The organism is Mycobacterium sp. 852002-50816_SCH5313054-b (assembly GCF_001667185.1).
Taxonomy (GTDB): domain Bacteria; phylum Actinomycetota; class Actinomycetes; order Mycobacteriales; family Mycobacteriaceae; genus Mycobacterium.
In genome coordinates this window covers 29,161-46,438 of sequence record NZ_LZIC01000069.1, presented here as the reverse complement: position 1 = coordinate 46,438, position 17,278 = coordinate 29,161, and the positions used below count along the sequence as shown (strand labels likewise).

Sequence of the window (17,278 nt, the reverse complement as noted above, 5' to 3'; positions counted from 1 at the left end):
AACTAGTGGCACTGAGACGGACGTCACATAGGGTGGAATTCATGCCAAACCTCATCGGCCTGCCGGGGCAGGCTGTCGCCAAAGTTCAGCAGTACCTCGACCGCGGCGCCGCCGAATTGCACTACGTGCGCAAGATCTTCGAATCGGGTGCGTTCCGGATCGAGGCGCCGCAGAACTACGCCGCGATGGCCGCCGACATCTACAAGTGGGGCGAGTTCGGCATGCTGCCGTCGCTCAACGCCAGGCGTCATCCCGACAAGGCCGCCTGCATCGACGAGGACGGCGAATTCAGCTACCGGGAGCTCGACGAGGCCGCGCACGCGGTGGCCAACGGGCTGCTGGAGAAGGGGGTCAAGGGCGGCGACGGCGTCGCTATCCTCGCCCGCAACACCCGCTGGTTCCTGATCGCCTACTTCGGTGCCGCACGGGTCGGCGCCCGCATCATCCTGCTCAACAGTGAGTTCTCCGGCCCGCAGATCAAAGAGGTGTCGGAGCGCGAGGGCGCCAAGCTGATCATCTACGACGACGAGTACACCAAGGCGGTCAGCAAAGCCGAGCCGGAGCTGGGCAAGCTGCGGGCGCTGGGCTCCAATCCCGATGCGGACGAGTCGTCGGGCAGCGACGACGACACGCTGGCCGACCTGATCGAGCGCAGCGACAAGTCTCCCGCTCCGAAGGCGAGCAAGCACTCGTCGATCATCATCCTGACCAGCGGCACCACCGGCACCCCCAAGGGCGCGAACCGCAGCACCCCACCAACGCTGGCGCCAATCGGGGGCATCCTGTCGCACGTGCCGTTCAAGGCCGGCGAGGTGACCTCGCTGCCCGCCCCGATGTTCCATGCGCTGGGTTTCCTGCACGGCACCATCGCGATGTTCTTGGGCTCGACGCTGGTGCTGCGGCGCAAATTCAAGCCGCCGCTGGTGCTCGAGGACATCGAGAAGTACAAGGTCACCGCGATGGTCGTGGTCCCGGTGATGCTTTCCCGCATCCTCGACGCCGTCGAGAAGATGGATAAGAAGCCCGACCTGTCCTCACTGAAGATCGTCTTCGTGTCCGGCTCGGCACTCGGGTCGGAACTGGCGGAACGGGGCCTCAAGGACCTCGGCCCCGTCATCTACAACATGTACGGCTCGACGGAGATCGCCTTCGCCACGATCGCCGAGCCCAAGCACCTGGAATTCAATTCCTCGACCGTTGGCCCGGTCGTCAAGGGCGTCAAGGTCAAGATCTTCGACGACAACGGCAAAGAGTTGCCGCAGGGTGAGGTCGGGCGGATCTTCGTCGGCAACGCGTTCCCGTTCGAGGGATACACCGGCGGGGGCAAGAAGCAGATCATCGACGGGATGTTGTCCTCCGGCGACGTCGGCTACTTCGACGAGAACGACCTCCTTTACATCAGCGGGCGTGACGACGAGATGATCGTCTCCGGCGGCGAAAACGTGTTCCCGGCCGAAGTCGAGGACCTCATTACCGGACATCCGGATGTCGTGGAGGCCACCGCGATCGGTGTCGAGGACAAGGAGTGGGGCCACCGGTTGCGCGCGTTCGTCGTCAAGAAGGAGGACGCCGACCTCGACGAGGACACGGTCAAGCACTACGTCCGCGACCACCTGGCCCGCTACAAGGTGCCGCGGGAAGTGGTCTTCCTCGACGAGCTGCCGCGCAACCCCACCGGGAAGGTCCTGAAGCGCGAGCTGCGCGAGATGGAGATCGACTGAGTCGTCAGGTCACCTGCGGGCCTGAATGGCCCGGGTGATCTGCGAGGAGAGCTGGGGATCGATCAGCAGCTGATCGATGAGCGCACTAAGGACCTCCTGCCCGGTCACCCGCGCGACGCCGATGCGGTCGGCCGCGTCGCGCTGCCAGACGTCGAGCGCGCGGTGGGTGGCCAGCGGCAGGTCGACGGTCCGACGCGTGCGCCGGTCGCGCGACGGCCGCGCGGGCGCCTCGCCGAGCGCGCTGAGGCGCTGCGTCGGGCCCGTCTGCCCGGGCGGGGGCGGCTTGGCGGTGTACCGGGCGAATCGGTTGGGACCTGAGTTGATCGTCATCGCGCGACTTTCTCTGAGAGGAGGGGTTGCACGTCAGTAGATCCGCTCTTCAGTATGCGCATCGCCGAGCGCCCGCGGCGCGGCGGCGGCCCGGCGCCGCTTGCGGCTGGCCGAACTCACGAGGCAAGAAAGACGGGGCATAAGCGTTCGGGCATTGTTTGCTCTGCCTTCGATATGCGAAAAGAATTGACCACATATGGCTTCATGATTCGCCCAAGTGATTATTCGCGTAACGCAGTGAATCCGTAATTCAGTAGAGCGAGTCTGACATGCATGTATGCCGGGTCACATAGTACTGAAATGAGCAAATCCGCAAATCGGAGATGTCGCAACACGTTTCCCAACCCCAAAACTATCGGCTGTGGATGGCGATTTGTCGTGAGATTGCTGACTTTGTGTAGAACCGAGAAATATGGGTATTGTCCCTCTGACGCAATGAGCGATCGTTGGCGTAGAACCTTTCGATCCCCTCCACACGCCGAAGGAGTCGCAGATGTTGATCACATTGCTTTCGCTCCGCAGGGCCGCGGTCCGCGCGGCTGCGGCCGGTTTGCTGGTGGGAGCGCTCCTGTTCGCGGGGAGCCCCGCTGCGCATGCCGCCCCGCCACCCGCTCCCGGCAACAGCTTCGACATGTCCGGCCCGCACGGCGCCCCCGACATCCCGCTACGGCCCGGTGGGGGCGGCGGCCACGGTGGCGGCGGCTGGGGCGGCCCCGGCGGCGGCGGTCACTGGGGCGGACCCGGACCCGGCGGCGGTCACTGGGGCGGACCCGGCGGTCACTGGGGCGGCCCCGGCGGTCACTGGGGCGGCCCCGGCGGCGGTCACTGGGGCGACTGGGACGGCCACGGCGGCTGGGGCGGCCACCCCGGTTGGGGTCACCCCGGCTGGGGCAACGGTGGCTGGGGCCCGCCCGGACTGGGTTTCCGGCCCTGGTGGGACTGGTGGTGGTGAGTTAGCGCCGCCCGCATAGCGGCCAAAGACCGGGCCATGCCGACCTGTACAGACGTGCGACAGGTCGGCATGTCCCTTTTCCGGCGTCTACGGGTCGCGGGGGAGGCCCAGCAGTCGTTCGGCGATGATGTTGAGCTGCACCTCGGAGGTGCCCCCGTAGATGGTGGTGGCCCGGCTGGCCAGCAGGTACTCGCCCCACTTGCCCGGCAGTTCGGCGGTGTCGCCGATCGCAGCGTCGGTGCCGAAGGACGACACCGCGAATTCGGCGTAGCCCTGGCCGGTTCGCATCGATAGCAGCTTGGAGACCGCGGCCGACGGCATGGCGTCGCCGCCGGCCAGCGTCAACAGCGTCGAGCGCAGGTTCAGCACCTTGGCGGCGTGGCCCTCGGCGATCAGCTGCCCGGCCCGGTGCTGCGCGGCCTGGTCGAACTGCCCGTCGCGGACGAACTCGACGAACTCGGGAAGCGTCGCAAGGAAATTCGCGTCGCTGCCGCCTATCGAGACTCGCTCCGCCGTCAACGTGTTGCGGCTGACCTCCCAGCCCCGGTTGACCTCGCCGAGCACGCACTCGTCGGGCACGAACACGTCGTCGATGTAGACGGTGTTGAAAAACTCCTGGCCCGTCAGCTCACGCAGCGGCTTGACGGTGACGCCTTCGCTTTTCATGTCGAGCAGGAAGTAGGTGATGCCGTTGTGCTTCGGGGCCGACGGGTCGGTCCTGGCCAGTAGCGCGCCCCATTGCGAGAACTGCGCGGCGGTGGTCCAGATCTTTTGCCCGGTGATGCGCCAGCCGCCCTCGGTCCTGGTCGCCTTCGTGGTCAGCCCGGCCAGGTCCGACCCGGCGCCCGGCTCGGAGAACAGCTGGCACCAGATCATCTCGCCGCGGAAGGTCGGCGGTAGGAACCGTTGTTTTTGCTCCTCGGTTCCGAACGCGACGATCGACGGGATGATCCACGCCGCGATGCCGACCTGCGGGCGCTTGACCCGCCCGGAGCTGAACTCCTGGGCGATGATGATCTGCTCCACCGGACTGGCGGCGCGACCCCATGGCTCGGGCAGGTACGGCAGGACCCAGCCGGCCTCGGCGATCGCGACCTTGCGGGCCTCGCGCTCCATCGCCTTGAGCGCGTCGACCTCCTCCCGGATCTCGCCCCTCAGTTTCTCGGTGTCGGGATCGAGGTCGATGTCGACCGCGCGCATTCCGGTGGTGGTCGCGGTGTCCACCACCTTCTGCGGGTACTCCGAACCCCGGCCGAAGGAGGCGGCCAGCATCAGCGCCCGGCGGTAGTAGACGTTCGTGTCGTGCTCCCACGTGAACCCGATCCCGCCGTGCACCTGGATGCAATCCTGCGCGCAGCGCTGGGCGGCGGTCGGAGCCAGCGTCGCCGCGACGGCCGCTGCGAACTCGACGTGGGAAGCGACGATGTCCCAATCGTTTTGGCCGGCCTCGTCGATCGCGCGGGCCGCGTCCCAAACGGCCGCGGTGGCCCGCTCGGTGTCGGCGATCATCTCCGCGCACTTGTGCTTGATGGCCTGGAACTGACCGATCGGCCTGCCGAACTGCTCACGGATCTTCGCGTATTGCGAGGCCGTGTCGGTCGCCCAGCGCGCCACGCCGATGGCCTCGGCAGACAGCAGCGTCGTCATCAGCGCGTGCGCGGTCGCCATGTTCAGGTTCCCCAACACGACGTCGTCGCCGACCTCGACGGCATTGGCGCGCACGTGCGCGATGGGCCGCAGTGGGTCAAGGCTTTTCACGGGCACGATCTCGAGCTGTTCGGCGCGCAGCACCACCCACTCCTCGCCGCTGTCGATCGCGACCGGAAGCACGAGCACGGAGGCCTGCGCGGCGGCCGGGACCGCGCGGACCTCGCCGCGGATCACCAGCGCGTCACCCTGACGGGTGGCGGTCAGCGCGCAGCAGTCCAGCGCGTAGGCGCCGATCGCCGCGCCGGACGCCAGCTCGGAGAGCACCTTCGCGTGCGGGTCATGCGCGGAGATCAGCGCGCTCGCGATGGCCGACGGCACGAACGGGCCGGGCATCGCCCCGTAGCCGAACTCGGCCAGCACGATGGCCAATTCGAGGATGCCGAAGCCCTGCCCGCCGACCGATTCCGCCAAATGCAAGCCCTGCAGACCCTGTTCGGCCGCGGCCCGCCAGTACGGCGGGGGGTTCTCGATCGGTGTCTCCATGGCCTGGTGCAGCACCTCGGACGGCGCAACGCGCGCCACCAGGGACCGCACCGAGTCGGCCAGGTCTTGATGCTCAGGATTTATTGCGATCGGCATTGGTCGCCTTCCCATGGCTCGCGTTTCGGCCCCGCAGCTTCCAAGCTAACAACCGGTCGGTTGGTTGACTACATGGGCCAGCGGCCGGCCGTCGCGCAGCCGGCGGCAGTTGGCCACCGCCTCGGTCAGGTATCGGCGCATGGTGTCCGCGGTATACCAGGTGACGTGCGGCGTCAGCACCACGTTGTCCAGCCCGAGCAGCGGATTGTCCGGCGCTACCGGCTCGACTTCGAAGACGTCCAGCCCGGCCCCGGCGAGCCCGCCCGTGCGCAGCGCGTCGACGAGGGCCGCCTCGTCGACGACGGCGCCACGGGACGTGTTGACCAGCACCGCATTCGGTTTCATCCGGGCCAGCGCGTCGCGCCCGAGCAGATGACGGGTCTGCGCCGTCAGGGGCAGGTGCAGCGAGACGATGTCGCTGGCGGCCAGCAATTCGGGCAGCGGCCGCCAGCCCGGCCGCCCGTCGTCGCGGGTGCTGGTGTGCAGCACCGCGGCCCCCATCGCCGCGACGATCTCGCTCACGCGCTTGGCGATGTTGCCGTAGCCCACTAGGCCGACGGTGCAGCCGCCGATGTCACGTACCGTCTCGCCCAGGCCCGGGTCCGACGGCCAGCCCCTCCCCTGGCGGATCGCGCGGTCCAGGCCCGGTAGCCGGCGCAGCGCGGCCAGCATCAGCAGCACCGTGCCCTCGGCCACGGACGGCGCGTTGGCGCCCGGCATGTTGGCGACGGCGATGCCGCATTCGCTGGCGGTCTGCACGTCGATCGTGTTCACCCCCGCGCCCAGCTTGTGCACCAGCCGCAGCCGGACCCCGAGCCGCAGGTCGGCGCCCGACAGCGGCCGAAGAACATGCCAGATGACGTCCGCCTGCGGCAGTTCCCGATAAAAGCCCGAGTCGTCGTCTTCGGCGCACCATCGGATGTCGAGCCAATCCGATTCTGGCGCAACGAAGTCGAGCACTTTGTCGCCGGGAACGAAATGAGCGAGAACCCTCAGCGCCACCGCTTGGTGATCCACCTGGCGATGGTATCGGCCTGCTCGCTGCGTGCGCCCGGGGTGGTGAAGTAGTGGTCGGTGTCGATCGACGCCCGCGACTTGTCCGTGCTGGCGAGCGCGTCGTAGATGCGCTGGGCGTCGGACGGGAACACGCCGGTGTCGGCCTCGGCGTTCATCACCAGCGCCGGGCAGTCGATGCGGGCCAGGTGCGGCTCCGCCCGGGTCTGCGCCATCCGCAGACTCCACATGCCCAGCCAGCTGCGCAGGGTGCATGCCGCGGCGATGCCGTGCGCCGACCGGTTCGCCTTGGCCGGGACGCCCGCGTAGCACAGGTTCGGCTGGCGCTTGGTCGGCTCGATGCTCGGGTCGACCATGCGGGGATCGGCCCAGGTGCGCATCACGGTGAACGGCCGATCCGAAAACCCGGCGGCGCGAACCCGTTTGAGCTCCGTCTCGGCCCAGTCGGTGATGGCGTGGTTGCGCGCCAGCTGTGCGTCCCGGTAGCGGGCGATGAAGTCCGCCGAGTATGGGGGGCCGTTGTCCTCGTTGAACAGGTCGAGGTCGGCGGCGGTGGCGACCGGGTCGTTCTCGTCGACGACGGCGGCGTCCATCCAGGCCGTCAGCACGTCGGGCCGCCCGGGGTGTGCGGCGGTGGCCACGTAGCCGTCGGCGGGAACCAAGTCGGTCAGCCCGGCCGCGGGGCGCATGCCCTCGAGCGGGGTCACGTTCGGTTCGGTCGCCTGCGACTGATAGGCGGCCATCAACGATCCACCACCCGAATTGCCCAGCAGCACAACGGTATCGATGCCCTGGGCCTCCCGCAGCCAACGCACCCCCACGCCGATGTCGACCAGCGCATGGTCGAGCAGGAAGCTGCTCTCGAAGCCGCGGAATCTGGTGTTCCAGCCCAGGAATCCGACGCCGCGGGTGGCCATGTAGTCCGCGAGGTAGTGCTCGGAGAAGTCGATCTGGTAATGCGCGGCGATCATCGCCACCTTCGGCTTGCGTCCCACCGCACGGTGGTAGAGGCCCTGGCAGGGATGCCCGCCGGCGCCGGCCCGCCCGGCGGTCGGCGATGGCAGCCCGACGAACTCGCGGAGCACCCCGGCGGCGGCGTTGCGACGGGTCAACTCGGCTCACCCCCCTCGGCGTAAATGGCCCGGTAGTAGATGTTGGCCAGCGTCCGGATGCACGCCTCGTCATCGGGTTCACCGGGACCGGCGAGCTGCATGTAGCAGAACTGGTAGAACATGGCCAAAATCGCCTCGCCGATCAGCCGCGGATCGTCGTCGGTACAGTGGCCGTCGGCCTGGGCGCGCCGCACCGAATCGCTGATGAAAGCGATTGGCGTAGCACAGATTTCGGCCCAGTACTGCGCGAAGTCGTCGTTGACCATTGCCAGCTGATAAATGCTGATGACCTCGGCGAGCCGGTTGCGGTAGGAGTGCCACTGCGCGGCGGCGGCCTCGTATGCGCGCTCGCGATTGGACAGGCCGTGTTCGGTCACCGCACGCGCCCGCTGGGTGATCTCCTCGCGGAACCGCAGGGCCCATTCGCGGACCATCGCCTCTTTGGAGTCGTAGTAGTTGTAAAACGAGGCTGGGGAACGGCCCGCCTCGGCGGCGATATCGGCGATCGTCGTCGCCAGAATGCCCTTACGCGCGATCACGGTCCGGGCGGCCAGGTCGATCGCGGCCCGCGTCCGCCTGCCGCGCTGCGTCGGAAACGCCCGCACGGGGCCGGCTCGCCCCTCAGGTTGCGCTGCGGTCGACAATTGCGCACCTCCTGGAGCAGAACTGAACCTGATGTTAGATTCAGATTTGCCTCTTGGCCATGACCCCGCGGACGGGAGCCGCACGATGATCAAGCCGCACAACGCCAACGCGGAATTCGAGCTCGGCGGCATCAACCACGTCGCGCTGGTGTGTTCGGACATGGCGCGGACGGTGGACTTCTACTCCAACATCCTCGGGATGCCGTTGATCAAATCGCTCGACCTGCCCGACGGCGCGGGACAGCACTTCTTCTTCGACGCCGGAAACGGCGATTGCGTCGCGTTCTTCTGGTTCGCCGACGCCCCCGACCGCGTGCCTGGCCTCTCGTCGCCGGGCGCGATCCCCGGCATCGGCGACATCACCAGCGCGGTGAGCACCATGAACCACCTGGCGTTCCACGTTCCGGCCGAGAAATTCGACGACTACCGCCAGCGCCTCAAGGCAAAAGGCGTGCGGGTCGGCCCGGTGCTCAACCACGACGAGAGCGAGCGCCAGGTCTCGGCGACGGTGCATCCCGGCGTTTACGTGCGCTCGTTCTACTTCCAGGACCCCGACGGCATCACGTTGGAATTCGCCTGCTGGGTCAGGGAATTCGGCACGAGCGACACCAAGGCCGTTCCCAAGACCGCGGCCGACCGCAGGCCGTCCGTGGAGGCCGTACGCTGAAACGGAGATGACCGACGGCATTCTGTCCGACGCCCAGATCGCGGCTCTGACGCCCGAGCAGCGCCGGGACCTGATCAGCCGGCTCGAGCAACCCCTGAGCGACGTGATCGATCCGGAGTTCCTCGGCCGGATACGGCGCATCCGGTTGAGCCTGATGACCGGGGGCTCGATCGCGATGATCCCCTGGCTCGGGTATCTGTCGATGACGCTGCCGCAGAACTACGTCGCCCACAATTGGACCCTCACCTGGATCGGTTTCGACGTCCTGCTGGTCGGGTTCATGATGGCCACCGCAGTGCTCGGCTACCTGCGCCGTCAGCTGCTGGTCCCGGCCGCGTTCACCACCGGGGTGTTGCTGATCTGCGATGCGTGGTTCGACCTGATGACCGCCGGGCCCAAGGACGTCTGGCTGTCGGTCACCACGGCGTTGCTGATCGAGGTGCCGGTGGCGGTCTTCATGATCTTCAGTGCGCAACGGCTGCTGCGACTCACGCTGATGCGGTTGTGGTTGATCAATCCCGGGATGCGGCTGTGGCATCTGCCGCTGTTTCCGTGACGCGGTACAGCTGCGGGTTGGTGAGTTCCTCGAGCAGCGCGGCCAGGTGATCGACGAGCTGGTCCGGCCCGAGTTGGACATCGCCGGCCAGCCAGGCGCTGATGGTCTGTCCGACGCCGCCGACCGCGAAGTGCGCCGCCGCCTTGACCCGCTCGTTCGCAGGCGCCCGCAGCGTGTCGACGGCGTGCTGGCCGGACAGCATGGCGAACAGTGCGCTGGATTCGGCGCGCTTGCGCACGATGACCGAGTTGGCCAGCTGGGTGCTGAACAGCAGCCGCCCGACGCGGGGGTCGCCGGCGATGCTCCGCACGATGTTGGCCATCCCGGCGCGGGTCTTCTCGTGCGCCGGCACCGCCGCCACCGCGGCCTGGGTGGTGGCCGCCAACTCGGCGACCACCCAGTCGAACACCCGCCCGACGAACTGGTCCTTGTCGGTGAAGCTCTCGTAGAAGTAGCGCGCCGCCAGGCCGGCCTGGCGGCAGATGCCGCGAACGGTCAGGTCGGAGATGTCTCGTTTTTCCGCGCCCAGAAGTTCCAGGCCCGCGGTCAGCAACCGGCGCCGGCGGCCGGCGAGCCGCTCGGCAGCCTCAACGCCCCGGTAGGGCCGCGCGCTGGAACCCTCAGCCATAGCCACCATCTTGACACCGGCGCCGGTAACAGGACAACATCGGGAAACAGGCGTTCGCACATTTAGCGGGCGGTGCCGCGGGAGGACTTACGATGGCCATACACGAGCCGATTGGGCAGGTGGAACGCCCCGTCGCCGACCCGCCCCGGTCGCGGCATGCCCGACGGTCCCCGGGTAGACGCGCCCTGGGCATGGACGAGGGCTTGATGGGCGTGGCGCTACTGGCCGGGCCCGCAAACGTCATCATGCAGTTGGCGCGGCCCGGCGTCGGCTACGGGGTGATGGAGAGCCGCGTCGAAAGCGGCCGGGTGGATCTGCACCCGATCAAGCGCGCGCGCACCACCTTCACCTACCTCGCGGTGGCCACCGCCGGCAGCGACGCCCAGAAGGAGGCCTTCCGCCGGGCGGTCAACCGCGCGCACGCGCAGGTCTACTCCACCCCGGACAGCCCGGTGCAGTACAACGCCTTCGACGTCGACCTGCAGCTGTGGGTGGGGGCGTGCCTGTACAAGGGCGGGGTCGACATCTACCGCATCTTCATCGGTGAACTGGACGGCGAGGACGCCGACCGCCACTATCGCGAGGGCATGGCCCTGGCCACCACGTTGCAGGTGCCGCCCGAGATGTGGCCGGCGGACCGGGCGGCCTTCGATCGTTATTGGCAGGAGTCGCTGGCCAAGGTGCACATCGACGACGCGGTCCGGGACTACCTGTATCCCATTGCCGCGGGCCGCATTCGGGGCGTAGCGCTGCCGCGCCGGCTGCAACGCCTGTCCGACGACTTCTCGTTGCTGATCACCACGGGCTTTCTGCCGCAGCGGTTCCGCGACGAGATGCGGCTGCCCTGGGACGCCGCCCGGCAACGGCGCTTCGACCGGCTGATGGCCGTGTTGCGCACGGTCAACCGCATGCTGCCGCGCTTCGTCCGGAACTTCCCGTTCAACGCGCTGCTGGCCGACGTCGACCGCCGGATCAGGACGGGGCGCCCCCTCGTCTAACGCATCGGCTGGCGGCCGCCCCAGCAGCCGCACTTGCCCCGCCAGGCGGCGCGGCCTTCCCTTAGCGCGGCGGCGGCGATCACCAAGGCGACCACCGGGTCGGCCCACGACCAGCCGAACAGGGAATTCAGCAGCAACCCGGCGAAGAGGACGCCTGACAGGTAGGTGCACAAAAGCGTCTGCCGGGAGTCGGCGACCGCGCTGGCCGAACCCAGCTCCCGTCCGGCACGCCGTTGCGCGAACGACAGCACCGGCATGACCACCAGCGACACCGCCGCCAGCACCATCCCGACCGTCGAGGGTGCGGCTGCCGCACAGGAAAACAACGATCGCGCGGACTCCAAAGTCACATAGCCGGACAACGCGTAGAACGACACCGCGATGATCCGCATCGCGGTGCGTTCCCGCGCCTCGGGGTCGGCACCCGAGAACTGCCAAGCCACCGCGGCGGCCGACGACACCTCGATCAATGAGTCCAGTCCGAATCCGATCAACGCGGTCGACGATGCGGCCGACCCGGCACCGATGGCAACCATAGCCTCGGCGAGGTTGTAGGCAATCGTCGCCGCAACGAGCATGCGCACACGCCGCGACAACGTCGTACGCCGTTGCCCATCAAGTGAATTCGTGGCCGCCGCAGCGCGGCACTCGCCACCGCAAGGGACTTCGCCCATGGACGGTCGGGTGACGGCACCATCACCCATGGTGCCCTCCCGCCGATTGCACGCCATCGTCGACGCATGACCGCTCGCGGTCGACGGTAAGCACCATCCGTACCAACTCCGTCAACGCGCGAGCAAGATGCGGATCGGCCAACGCGTAACGGACCTGGCGGCCCTCGTAACTCGCCACCACCAAACCGCAGCCGCGTAAGCAGGACAAGTGGTTGGAGACGTTCGATCTCGTGAGCCCAAGCTCGGACGCGAGTTGGCCGGGATAGCTGGCGCCGTCGAGCACGGCTAGCAGGATCCGGCACCGCGTCGGATCGGCCAACGCCCGCCCCAGCCGGGCCAATGTCAGCTCACGCGCTTCAAGCGTCATCATGGGCTGAACAATACAGTCGACAGTGATATGAACTGCTTTTGGATCGATGGCGCCGCTGGCTTGATAACGACAATCGTTTTCATTAAAGTCTGTTCCGTCTGGTAGACCCTCACAGCCCGAGGAGTGCCTATGACCGCACCGGTCTGGATGGCCTCGCCGCCGGAGCTGCACTCGGCGTTGCTGAGCAGCGGCCCCGGGCCGGGGTCGCTGCTGACCGCGGCGGGGACGTGGAATGCGCTGAGCGCCGAATACGCTTCGGCGGCGGACGAACTCATCGCAGTGCTTGCGTCGGTGCAGGCCAGCGCGTGGGAGGGGCCGAGTGCCGCGTCGTACGTCGCCGCCCACGCCCCATTTCTGGCCTGGTTGACGCAGGCCGTCGCCGACAGCGCGGAAACCGCGGCCGCCCACGAGGCCATGGCCGCGGCCTACACCACCGCGTTGGCCGCCATGCCGACCTTGCCTGAACTGGCCGCCAACCACGTCGTGCACGGAGTCTTGTTGGCCACCAACTTCTTTGGGATCAATACCATCCCGATTGCGCTCAACGAGGCCGACTACGTGCGGATGTGGATCCAGGCCGCCACCACCATGGCCACCTATCAGGCGGTCTCCAGCACGGCGGTGGCGTCTACACCGCAAACCCCCCCGGCGCCGCAAATCCTGAAATCCGACGCGCAAACCCCGGCCCAGGCGTCGGCGGCTACCAATCCACTGCAGTTATTCGTTCAACAGATCGAGCAGTTCCTGCAGAGCCCGCTGCAGGCGTACCAGGACTTCGTGAGCAACCCGAACATCAACCCGTTCAACGATTTCACGAACTTTGTGAACAGCCCGCAGATCTCTAACTTCCTGCAACAGTTCGGCATCGGCAATAGCTTATTGACACACGACCCGACGGTCTCCAATGCGCTGGATAACTTCGTCGCGAATATCTTGCAGAACTTCGGGGTGCATTGGAATCCCGCCGAGGGCACCGTGAATGGATTGGAATACGACGCTTACGCGGACCCGACCCAGCCGATGTGGTGGGTGGTCCGCAGCCTCGAAGTTTTCGAGGATTACCAGCAGTTCTTCGTCTACCTACAGTCGAATCCGGTGCTGGCCTTCCAGTACCTGGTCAGCCTGGAGCTGTTCGACTGGCCGACGCACCTGGCCGAGGCGTTTACCCTGACCAGCCAGCCCGCCGCACTGTTGGCGGCGCTTCCCGCGGCGGCCGCCCCGCTCGCGTCCGCTGGCGGCCTTGCCGGGCTGGCCGGGCTGGCGGCCATCCCGCAACCCGTCGTCGCCGCGCCGGCTCCCGTCGCGGCCGCCCCGCCCTTGTCTGCGATCGCCGCGATGGGGCCGACTTTCACGGCGCCGGCTGCGGCGCCCGCGTCGGCCCCGGCGCCCGCGCCCACGCCTTCCGGCCCACCGGCCCCCGCGGGCCCGGCACCCACAGCGCCGCCCGCGGCCGCGGGTTCGGCGGCTTTTCTTCCTCCGTATGTGGTGGGTCCTCCCCGCCTCGGGTCCGGCTCGGGGATGGGCGCCAGTGCGAGTTCCAGCGCGAAAAGAAAAGCGCCGGAACCCGACAGCGCAGCTGCGGCGGCTGCGGCGTCTGCTCGCGAGGCGGCACGGGCGCGTCGGCGCCAACGGCAGCGGCAGCGCGGGTACGACGACGAGTACATGGACATGAATGTCGACGTCGACCCGGACTGGGGTGGACCGCCCGCCGCCGAGACGGGGGCCTCCGACCGGGGCGCCGAAACGCTGGGGTTCGCCGGCACGGCGCGCAAGGAAGCGGCCGCCGAGGCGGCGGGTCTGACCACCCTGGCCGATGACGAGTTCGGCGGTGGCCCGCGGATGCCAATGTTGCCGGCCACGTGGGGCCCGGGCGGTGCCCGCGAGGGTGCCGAAGGGGCCCGCGACAGCGAACGACGCGGCAGTTAGCCTTGCTCCCTCCCCATTCCCTTCGTGTACACACCTGGCGTGCGGGCGCACAAACCGTTCATCGACTTCCTGAGCGAATGCGGCCGCGGCGACCTTCAGAGATCTGTCGCCGACATCGTCCGCAGGTCCCGATGGGGCCGCCCACGCGCTGACATACTGAGACGATGGCGACGCTGAGGACTCGGCCCAAGTTGCCGGTCGGGTCGATGGAAGTGCTGGTGGGCATTCTGCTCGTCGGTGCTTTCGCGGCGTCGAGGCTGCGGAACGCGGTCGCCCTCAGTCCGGCGTTATCGACGGCTGGCACCGTGTTCTGTGGGGTGTTCGTGCAGGCGGTTCCTTTCCTGGCGCTCGGCGTGGTGGTCAGCGGGTTGATCGCGGTGTTCGTGTCGCCCGAACGATTGGCGCGCTGGCTGCCGCGTCGTCCCGCGGTGGCGGTATTGGCCGCCGGCGTCGGCGGGGCTGCGTTGCCCGGCTGCGAATGCGGTTCGGTTCCGGTGGCGCGGCGGCTGTTTGGCGAAGGAGGGGCCACGGGAGCGGCGGCTCTGACGTTCATGCTCGCCGCGCCGGCGATCAACCCCGTAGTGCTCGTGGCCACCGCGGTGGCGTTTCCCGGCGCGCCCAGGATGGTCGTCGCGCGCATGGGGGCGTCGCTGCTCACTGCGGTGATCATGGGCTGGGCGTGGTCACGTTGGGGCCGCGCGGAGTGGATCACCCGCCGGTTACCCGCTTCGGGAACCGGGACCGAGTCACGGTGGACGGTGTTCACCGAGGCGGCAAGACATGACTTCCTTCAGGCCGCGTCGTATTTGGTTGTGGGCGCCGCGGCGGCGGCGGCGCTTCATGTGGTGGTGCCGCGTTGGGTGTTCACGCATCTGGCGTCGAACCTGATCCTGGGCGTTGCGGTGATGGCCGCCCTGGCGGTGGTGCTGGCGTTGTGCTCGGAGGCCGACGCGTTCGTGGCCGCCAGCATGATCATGGTGCCGCTGCTGCCCCGGCTCGTGTTTCTGGTTGTGGGCCCGGCCGTCGACGTAAAGCTGTTTGCGATGCAGGCCGGGATGTTCGGCCGGGCCTTTGCGGCCCGCTTTGCACCCTGCACGTTCCTTGTCGCGATCGCATGCGCCTGTGGCGTAGGACTACTCGTTCTGGCTGGCAGGTAATGACCCGCGAAACAGAGAACACGGTGCTGCTGGTGGTGGGCATCAGCATCGTCATGATCACGATCACGGGCGAATTCACCCGTTACGTCAAGCCGGGAATGCTCCCGTGGCTGGTCGCTTCGGCGGTGCTGCTCATCGGTTTGGCCCTCTTGGCGATGCTCGGCGATATCCGCCGCGGCGGTCCGCGCAACAGTGAGGAGGTCGACGATCACGATCACGATCACGATCACGATCACGGCCACGTGCACTCGCATCGGCGCGGCATCGTGTGGCTGCTCGTCGTTCCGATCGTGGCCCTGTGTTTCGTGACGCCACCGGCGCTAAGGCCGTCGGCCGCCGCGCCGTCGGTGACATCGGTGTCCAATGATGTTATGAATCGGGCGTTTCCGCCGATCCGCCCCGGCCGGGCTCCCGAACTGTCGCTGCCGGAGGTGCTCATGCGCGAGGCTCAGGACACCACCGGCTCGCTGAAGGGTCGGCCGATCACCGTGACCGGCTTTGTCCTGAACGAGGCGCAGGGCATCGACCTTGGCCGCGTCGTCATCATCTGTTGCGCGGCCGACGCGCAACTGGCCCGCATCCACCTGGGCGGCCCGGCCGCCGCGCAGGCCACCGGGCTACCCGACAACACATGGATTCGGGTCGAGGGCGAAGTCCCGCCCAGGCAACCGGATTCGCCCAAGATTCCGACGCTGCAGGCGACCGCGGTCACTCGCATCGATGCCCCGGCCAACCCCTACGATTATCCACGTTGATGACCTGCCATAGCCTCAATTGCTCCGACCAGCGTTGCGGGTCCAAAATTGATGACTGCCGAGATGCCTTGGCACAGGACCATTTTCCCATTGTCCGCGCTCCAACCAATCGCACAGCGCGGCGGCCCCGTCGTTGTCGCTGATGGGGCCGATCCAATGGGGTGGTCCGCAGGCTGTCCGGTCGTCCGTGCACGGCTGGACGAGAGCCATGACGCCGCATCCGGTTGGGCGCGACGCGCAGGTGAGTGGTCCGAGCATGCACGTGGCGGAGATCAGCATGGCGTGTGGACAGCGGCGGATGGTGGGACGAAGTTCGTCGATGACCGAGAGGGCGTGGTCGGCCGCACACGCGGCACAGACGACGACGGTGAACGGGCGGTCGGTACCGCCGTGCGGCGAAGTCAACGGTCAGTCCCTTCGTATCGTCCGGATGTCTTGATGCCCAGCACGTTTCAGTGACTCGCGGTCGGTCCCGGGTAGGGCAGCAGCGCCATTTCGCGCGCGTTCTTGATCGCCGTGGCGACCTGCCGTTGTTCTTGGACGGTGAGACCGGTCACGCGCCGCGAGCGCATCTTGCCCCGCTCCGAAATGAACACGCGAAGCGAGGCGGTGTCCTTGTAGTCGACCGCGTTGAGCCCGATGCTGGCGAGAAGGTTCCTCTTGGGCTTGATCAGGAGATCCGCGGTCAGGCGGCCGCGCCGAAGTGTCTTAGCCATTACCTAGCCATCCCGAGCCGTCACCAACTCGCCTTCCGCACGCCGGGCAACTGCCCGTTGTGGGCCAATTGGCGGACGCGCACTCGTGACAACCCGAACTTGCGCAGGTGCCCCCGGGGTCGTCCGTCGACGGAGTCGCGGTTGCGCAGCCGCACGGGGCTGGCATCGCGCGGCTGGCGCGCCAGGTCACGCTGAGCGGCTTCCTGTTGCTCAGCCGTGCTCGACGGTGAGCGAATGATCTCCGTGAGTTCGGCGCGGCGTTCGGCGTAGCGCGCCACGATGACACGTCGCTGGTCGTCCTTGACGACCTTCGATTTCTTGGCCACCCTCAGCGCTCCTCGCTGAAGTCGGCGTGGCGGCGGATTACGGGGTCGTACTTGCGCAACACCAGCCGGTCCGGGTCGCTGCGCCGGTTCTTGCGGGTCACATAGGTGTAGCCGGTGCCGGCCGTCGAGCGCAGCTTGACGATCGGGCGGATCTCGTTGCGCGCCATCAGATCCGATGCCCCTCCCGGCGCAGCCGCGCCACGACCGCCTCGATGCCGTCGCGGTCGATGACCTTGATCCCCTTCGCGCTGACCCTCAGCCGAATCCGGCGGTCCTCTGACGGCAGGTAGTACGTCTTGTGCTGGACGTTGGGTGACCACCGCCGACGAGTCCGCCGATGCGAATGCGACACCGCGTTGCCGAAACCCGGTGCCCGGCCGGTCACTTGGCAATGGGCAGACACTGGTACCTCCCCGAACCCGTTCGCCTTATTGAAAATCATT

At 67.7% G+C, this 17,278-nt stretch carries 20 protein-coding genes; 8 read left to right on the top strand and 12 right to left on the bottom strand.

Translation table 11 applies throughout. The features are described from left to right. Window positions 1-41: 41 nt before the first annotated feature. Window positions 42-1,721, top strand: coding sequence for a long-chain-fatty-acid--CoA ligase FadD2 (fadD2, locus tag A5787_RS15145; RefSeq protein ID WP_066968429.1), 1,680 nt, complete (start codon window positions 42-44; stop codon window positions 1,719-1,721). A gap of 9 nt (window positions 1,722-1,730) precedes the next feature. On the opposite strand, the gene A5787_RS15140 is transcribed toward fadD2, so the two are convergent. Then, window positions 1,731-2,051 carry a hypothetical protein gene (locus A5787_RS15140; RefSeq protein ID WP_066968307.1) on the bottom strand — a complete coding sequence of 107 codons (321 nt, stop codon included), beginning with the start codon at window positions 2,049-2,051 and terminating at the stop codon, window positions 1,731-1,733. A 493-nt stretch (window positions 2,052-2,544) separates the two neighbouring features. Between A5787_RS15140 and A5787_RS27755 the strand changes: the two genes are divergently transcribed. Next, window positions 2,545-3,003: a hypothetical protein gene (locus tag A5787_RS27755; protein ID WP_066968303.1), complete on the top strand. Its 459-nt coding sequence runs from the start codon at window positions 2,545-2,547 to the stop codon at window positions 3,001-3,003. Window positions 3,004-3,090: 87 nt separating this feature from the next. On the opposite strand, the gene A5787_RS15130 is transcribed toward A5787_RS27755, so the two are convergent. Genes A5787_RS15130 through A5787_RS15115 form a run of 4 tightly spaced genes read right to left on the bottom strand, consistent with a single transcriptional unit; the run spans window position 3,091 to window position 8,062 of the window. Next, complete coding sequence (locus A5787_RS15130) at window positions 3,091-5,292, bottom strand: acyl-CoA dehydrogenase (protein WP_066968299.1); 2,202 nt, start codon at window positions 5,290-5,292, stop codon at window positions 3,091-3,093. Between the two features lie 45 nt (window positions 5,293-5,337). Further along, a complete protein-coding gene (locus A5787_RS15125) occupies window positions 5,338-6,309 on the bottom strand; it encodes a 2-hydroxyacid dehydrogenase (protein ID WP_369829120.1) in 972 nt (323 codons plus the stop codon). Beyond that, the gene (locus A5787_RS15120; protein ID WP_156763959.1) at window positions 6,285-7,418 is read right to left on the bottom strand and encodes an alpha/beta hydrolase; all 1,134 of its coding nucleotides are present in this window, start codon (window positions 7,416-7,418) and stop codon (window positions 6,285-6,287) included. The genes A5787_RS15125 and A5787_RS15120 overlap by 25 nt, the downstream gene beginning before the upstream one ends. Then, the gene (locus A5787_RS15115) at window positions 7,415-8,062 is read right to left on the bottom strand and encodes a TetR/AcrR family transcriptional regulator (protein WP_066968293.1); all 648 of its coding nucleotides are present in this window, start codon (window positions 8,060-8,062) and stop codon (window positions 7,415-7,417) included. The genes A5787_RS15120 and A5787_RS15115 overlap by 4 nt, the downstream gene beginning before the upstream one ends. A gap of 85 nt (window positions 8,063-8,147) precedes the next feature. Between A5787_RS15115 and A5787_RS15110 the strand changes: the two genes are divergently transcribed. Beyond that, complete coding sequence (locus A5787_RS15110; RefSeq protein ID WP_066968290.1) at window positions 8,148-8,729, top strand: VOC family protein; 582 nt, start codon at window positions 8,148-8,150, stop codon at window positions 8,727-8,729. A 7-nt stretch (window positions 8,730-8,736) separates the two neighbouring features. Then, entirely contained in the window at window positions 8,737-9,285 is a 549-nt protein-coding gene (locus A5787_RS15105) for a hypothetical protein (RefSeq protein ID WP_066968286.1), read from the top strand. On the opposite strand, the gene A5787_RS15100 is transcribed toward A5787_RS15105, so the two are convergent. Beyond that, window positions 9,242-9,922: a TetR/AcrR family transcriptional regulator gene (locus A5787_RS15100; RefSeq protein ID WP_066968282.1), complete on the bottom strand. Its 681-nt coding sequence runs from the start codon at window positions 9,920-9,922 to the stop codon at window positions 9,242-9,244. The two genes, A5787_RS15105 and A5787_RS15100, sit on opposite strands and share 44 nt — an antisense overlap. A gap of 83 nt (window positions 9,923-10,005) precedes the next feature. On the opposite strand from A5787_RS15100, the gene A5787_RS15095 reads away from it, so the two are divergent. Next, on the top strand, window positions 10,006-10,911 hold the full coding sequence (locus A5787_RS15095) for an oxygenase MpaB family protein (protein WP_066968279.1): 906 nt from the start codon (window positions 10,006-10,008) through the stop codon (window positions 10,909-10,911). Here A5787_RS15095 and A5787_RS15090 read toward each other — a convergent pair. Continuing rightward, window positions 10,908-11,489 carry a cation transporter gene (locus A5787_RS15090; RefSeq protein ID WP_231993996.1) on the bottom strand — a complete coding sequence of 194 codons (582 nt, stop codon included), beginning with the start codon at window positions 11,487-11,489 and terminating at the stop codon, window positions 10,908-10,910. The two genes, A5787_RS15095 and A5787_RS15090, sit on opposite strands and share 4 nt — an antisense overlap. Before the next feature lie 118 nt (window positions 11,490-11,607). After that, window positions 11,608-11,955, bottom strand: coding sequence for a helix-turn-helix transcriptional regulator (locus A5787_RS15085; protein WP_066968273.1), 348 nt, complete (start codon window positions 11,953-11,955; stop codon window positions 11,608-11,610). A 129-nt stretch (window positions 11,956-12,084) separates the two neighbouring features. Here A5787_RS15085 and A5787_RS26770 point away from each other — a divergent pair, with 129 nt between their 5' ends. From A5787_RS26770 to A5787_RS15070, 3 genes are all read left to right on the top strand, one after another. Beyond that, window positions 12,085-13,881 carry a PPE family protein gene (locus A5787_RS26770; RefSeq protein ID WP_082977241.1) on the top strand — a complete coding sequence of 599 codons (1,797 nt, stop codon included), beginning with the start codon at window positions 12,085-12,087 and terminating at the stop codon, window positions 13,879-13,881. Between the two features lie 164 nt (window positions 13,882-14,045). After that, window positions 14,046-15,038 (top strand): permease, encoded by a 993-nt coding sequence (locus tag A5787_RS15075; protein WP_066968269.1) that lies wholly within the window; start codon window positions 14,046-14,048, stop codon window positions 15,036-15,038. Continuing rightward, window positions 15,038-15,793, top strand: a complete 756-nt coding sequence (locus tag A5787_RS15070; protein WP_066968266.1) for a TIGR03943 family protein — start codon at window positions 15,038-15,040, stop codon at window positions 15,791-15,793. The genes A5787_RS15075 and A5787_RS15070 overlap by 1 nt, the downstream gene beginning before the upstream one ends. Before the next feature lie 452 nt (window positions 15,794-16,245). Here the strand turns inward: A5787_RS15070 and rpsR are convergent, their stop codons facing one another. The 4 genes from rpsR to rpmB are packed head-to-tail and all read right to left on the bottom strand — an operon-like array spanning window position 16,246 to window position 17,238. Next, entirely contained in the window at window positions 16,246-16,509 is a 264-nt protein-coding gene (rpsR, locus tag A5787_RS15065; RefSeq protein ID WP_066968262.1) for a 30S ribosomal protein S18, read from the bottom strand. A gap of 20 nt (window positions 16,510-16,529) precedes the next feature. Continuing rightward, window positions 16,530-16,835, bottom strand: coding sequence for a 30S ribosomal protein S14 (gene rpsN, locus A5787_RS15060; protein WP_066968259.1), 306 nt, complete (start codon window positions 16,833-16,835; stop codon window positions 16,530-16,532). A 2-nt stretch (window positions 16,836-16,837) separates the two neighbouring features. Further along, window positions 16,838-17,002: a 50S ribosomal protein L33 gene (gene rpmG, locus A5787_RS15055; RefSeq protein ID WP_066968256.1), complete on the bottom strand. Its 165-nt coding sequence runs from the start codon at window positions 17,000-17,002 to the stop codon at window positions 16,838-16,840. After that, window positions 17,002-17,238 carry a 50S ribosomal protein L28 gene (gene rpmB, locus A5787_RS15050; RefSeq protein ID WP_066968425.1) on the bottom strand — a complete coding sequence of 79 codons (237 nt, stop codon included), beginning with the start codon at window positions 17,236-17,238 and terminating at the stop codon, window positions 17,002-17,004. Before rpmB ends, rpmG begins: the two co-directional genes overlap by 1 nt. Window positions 17,239-17,278: the final 40 nt, after the last annotated feature.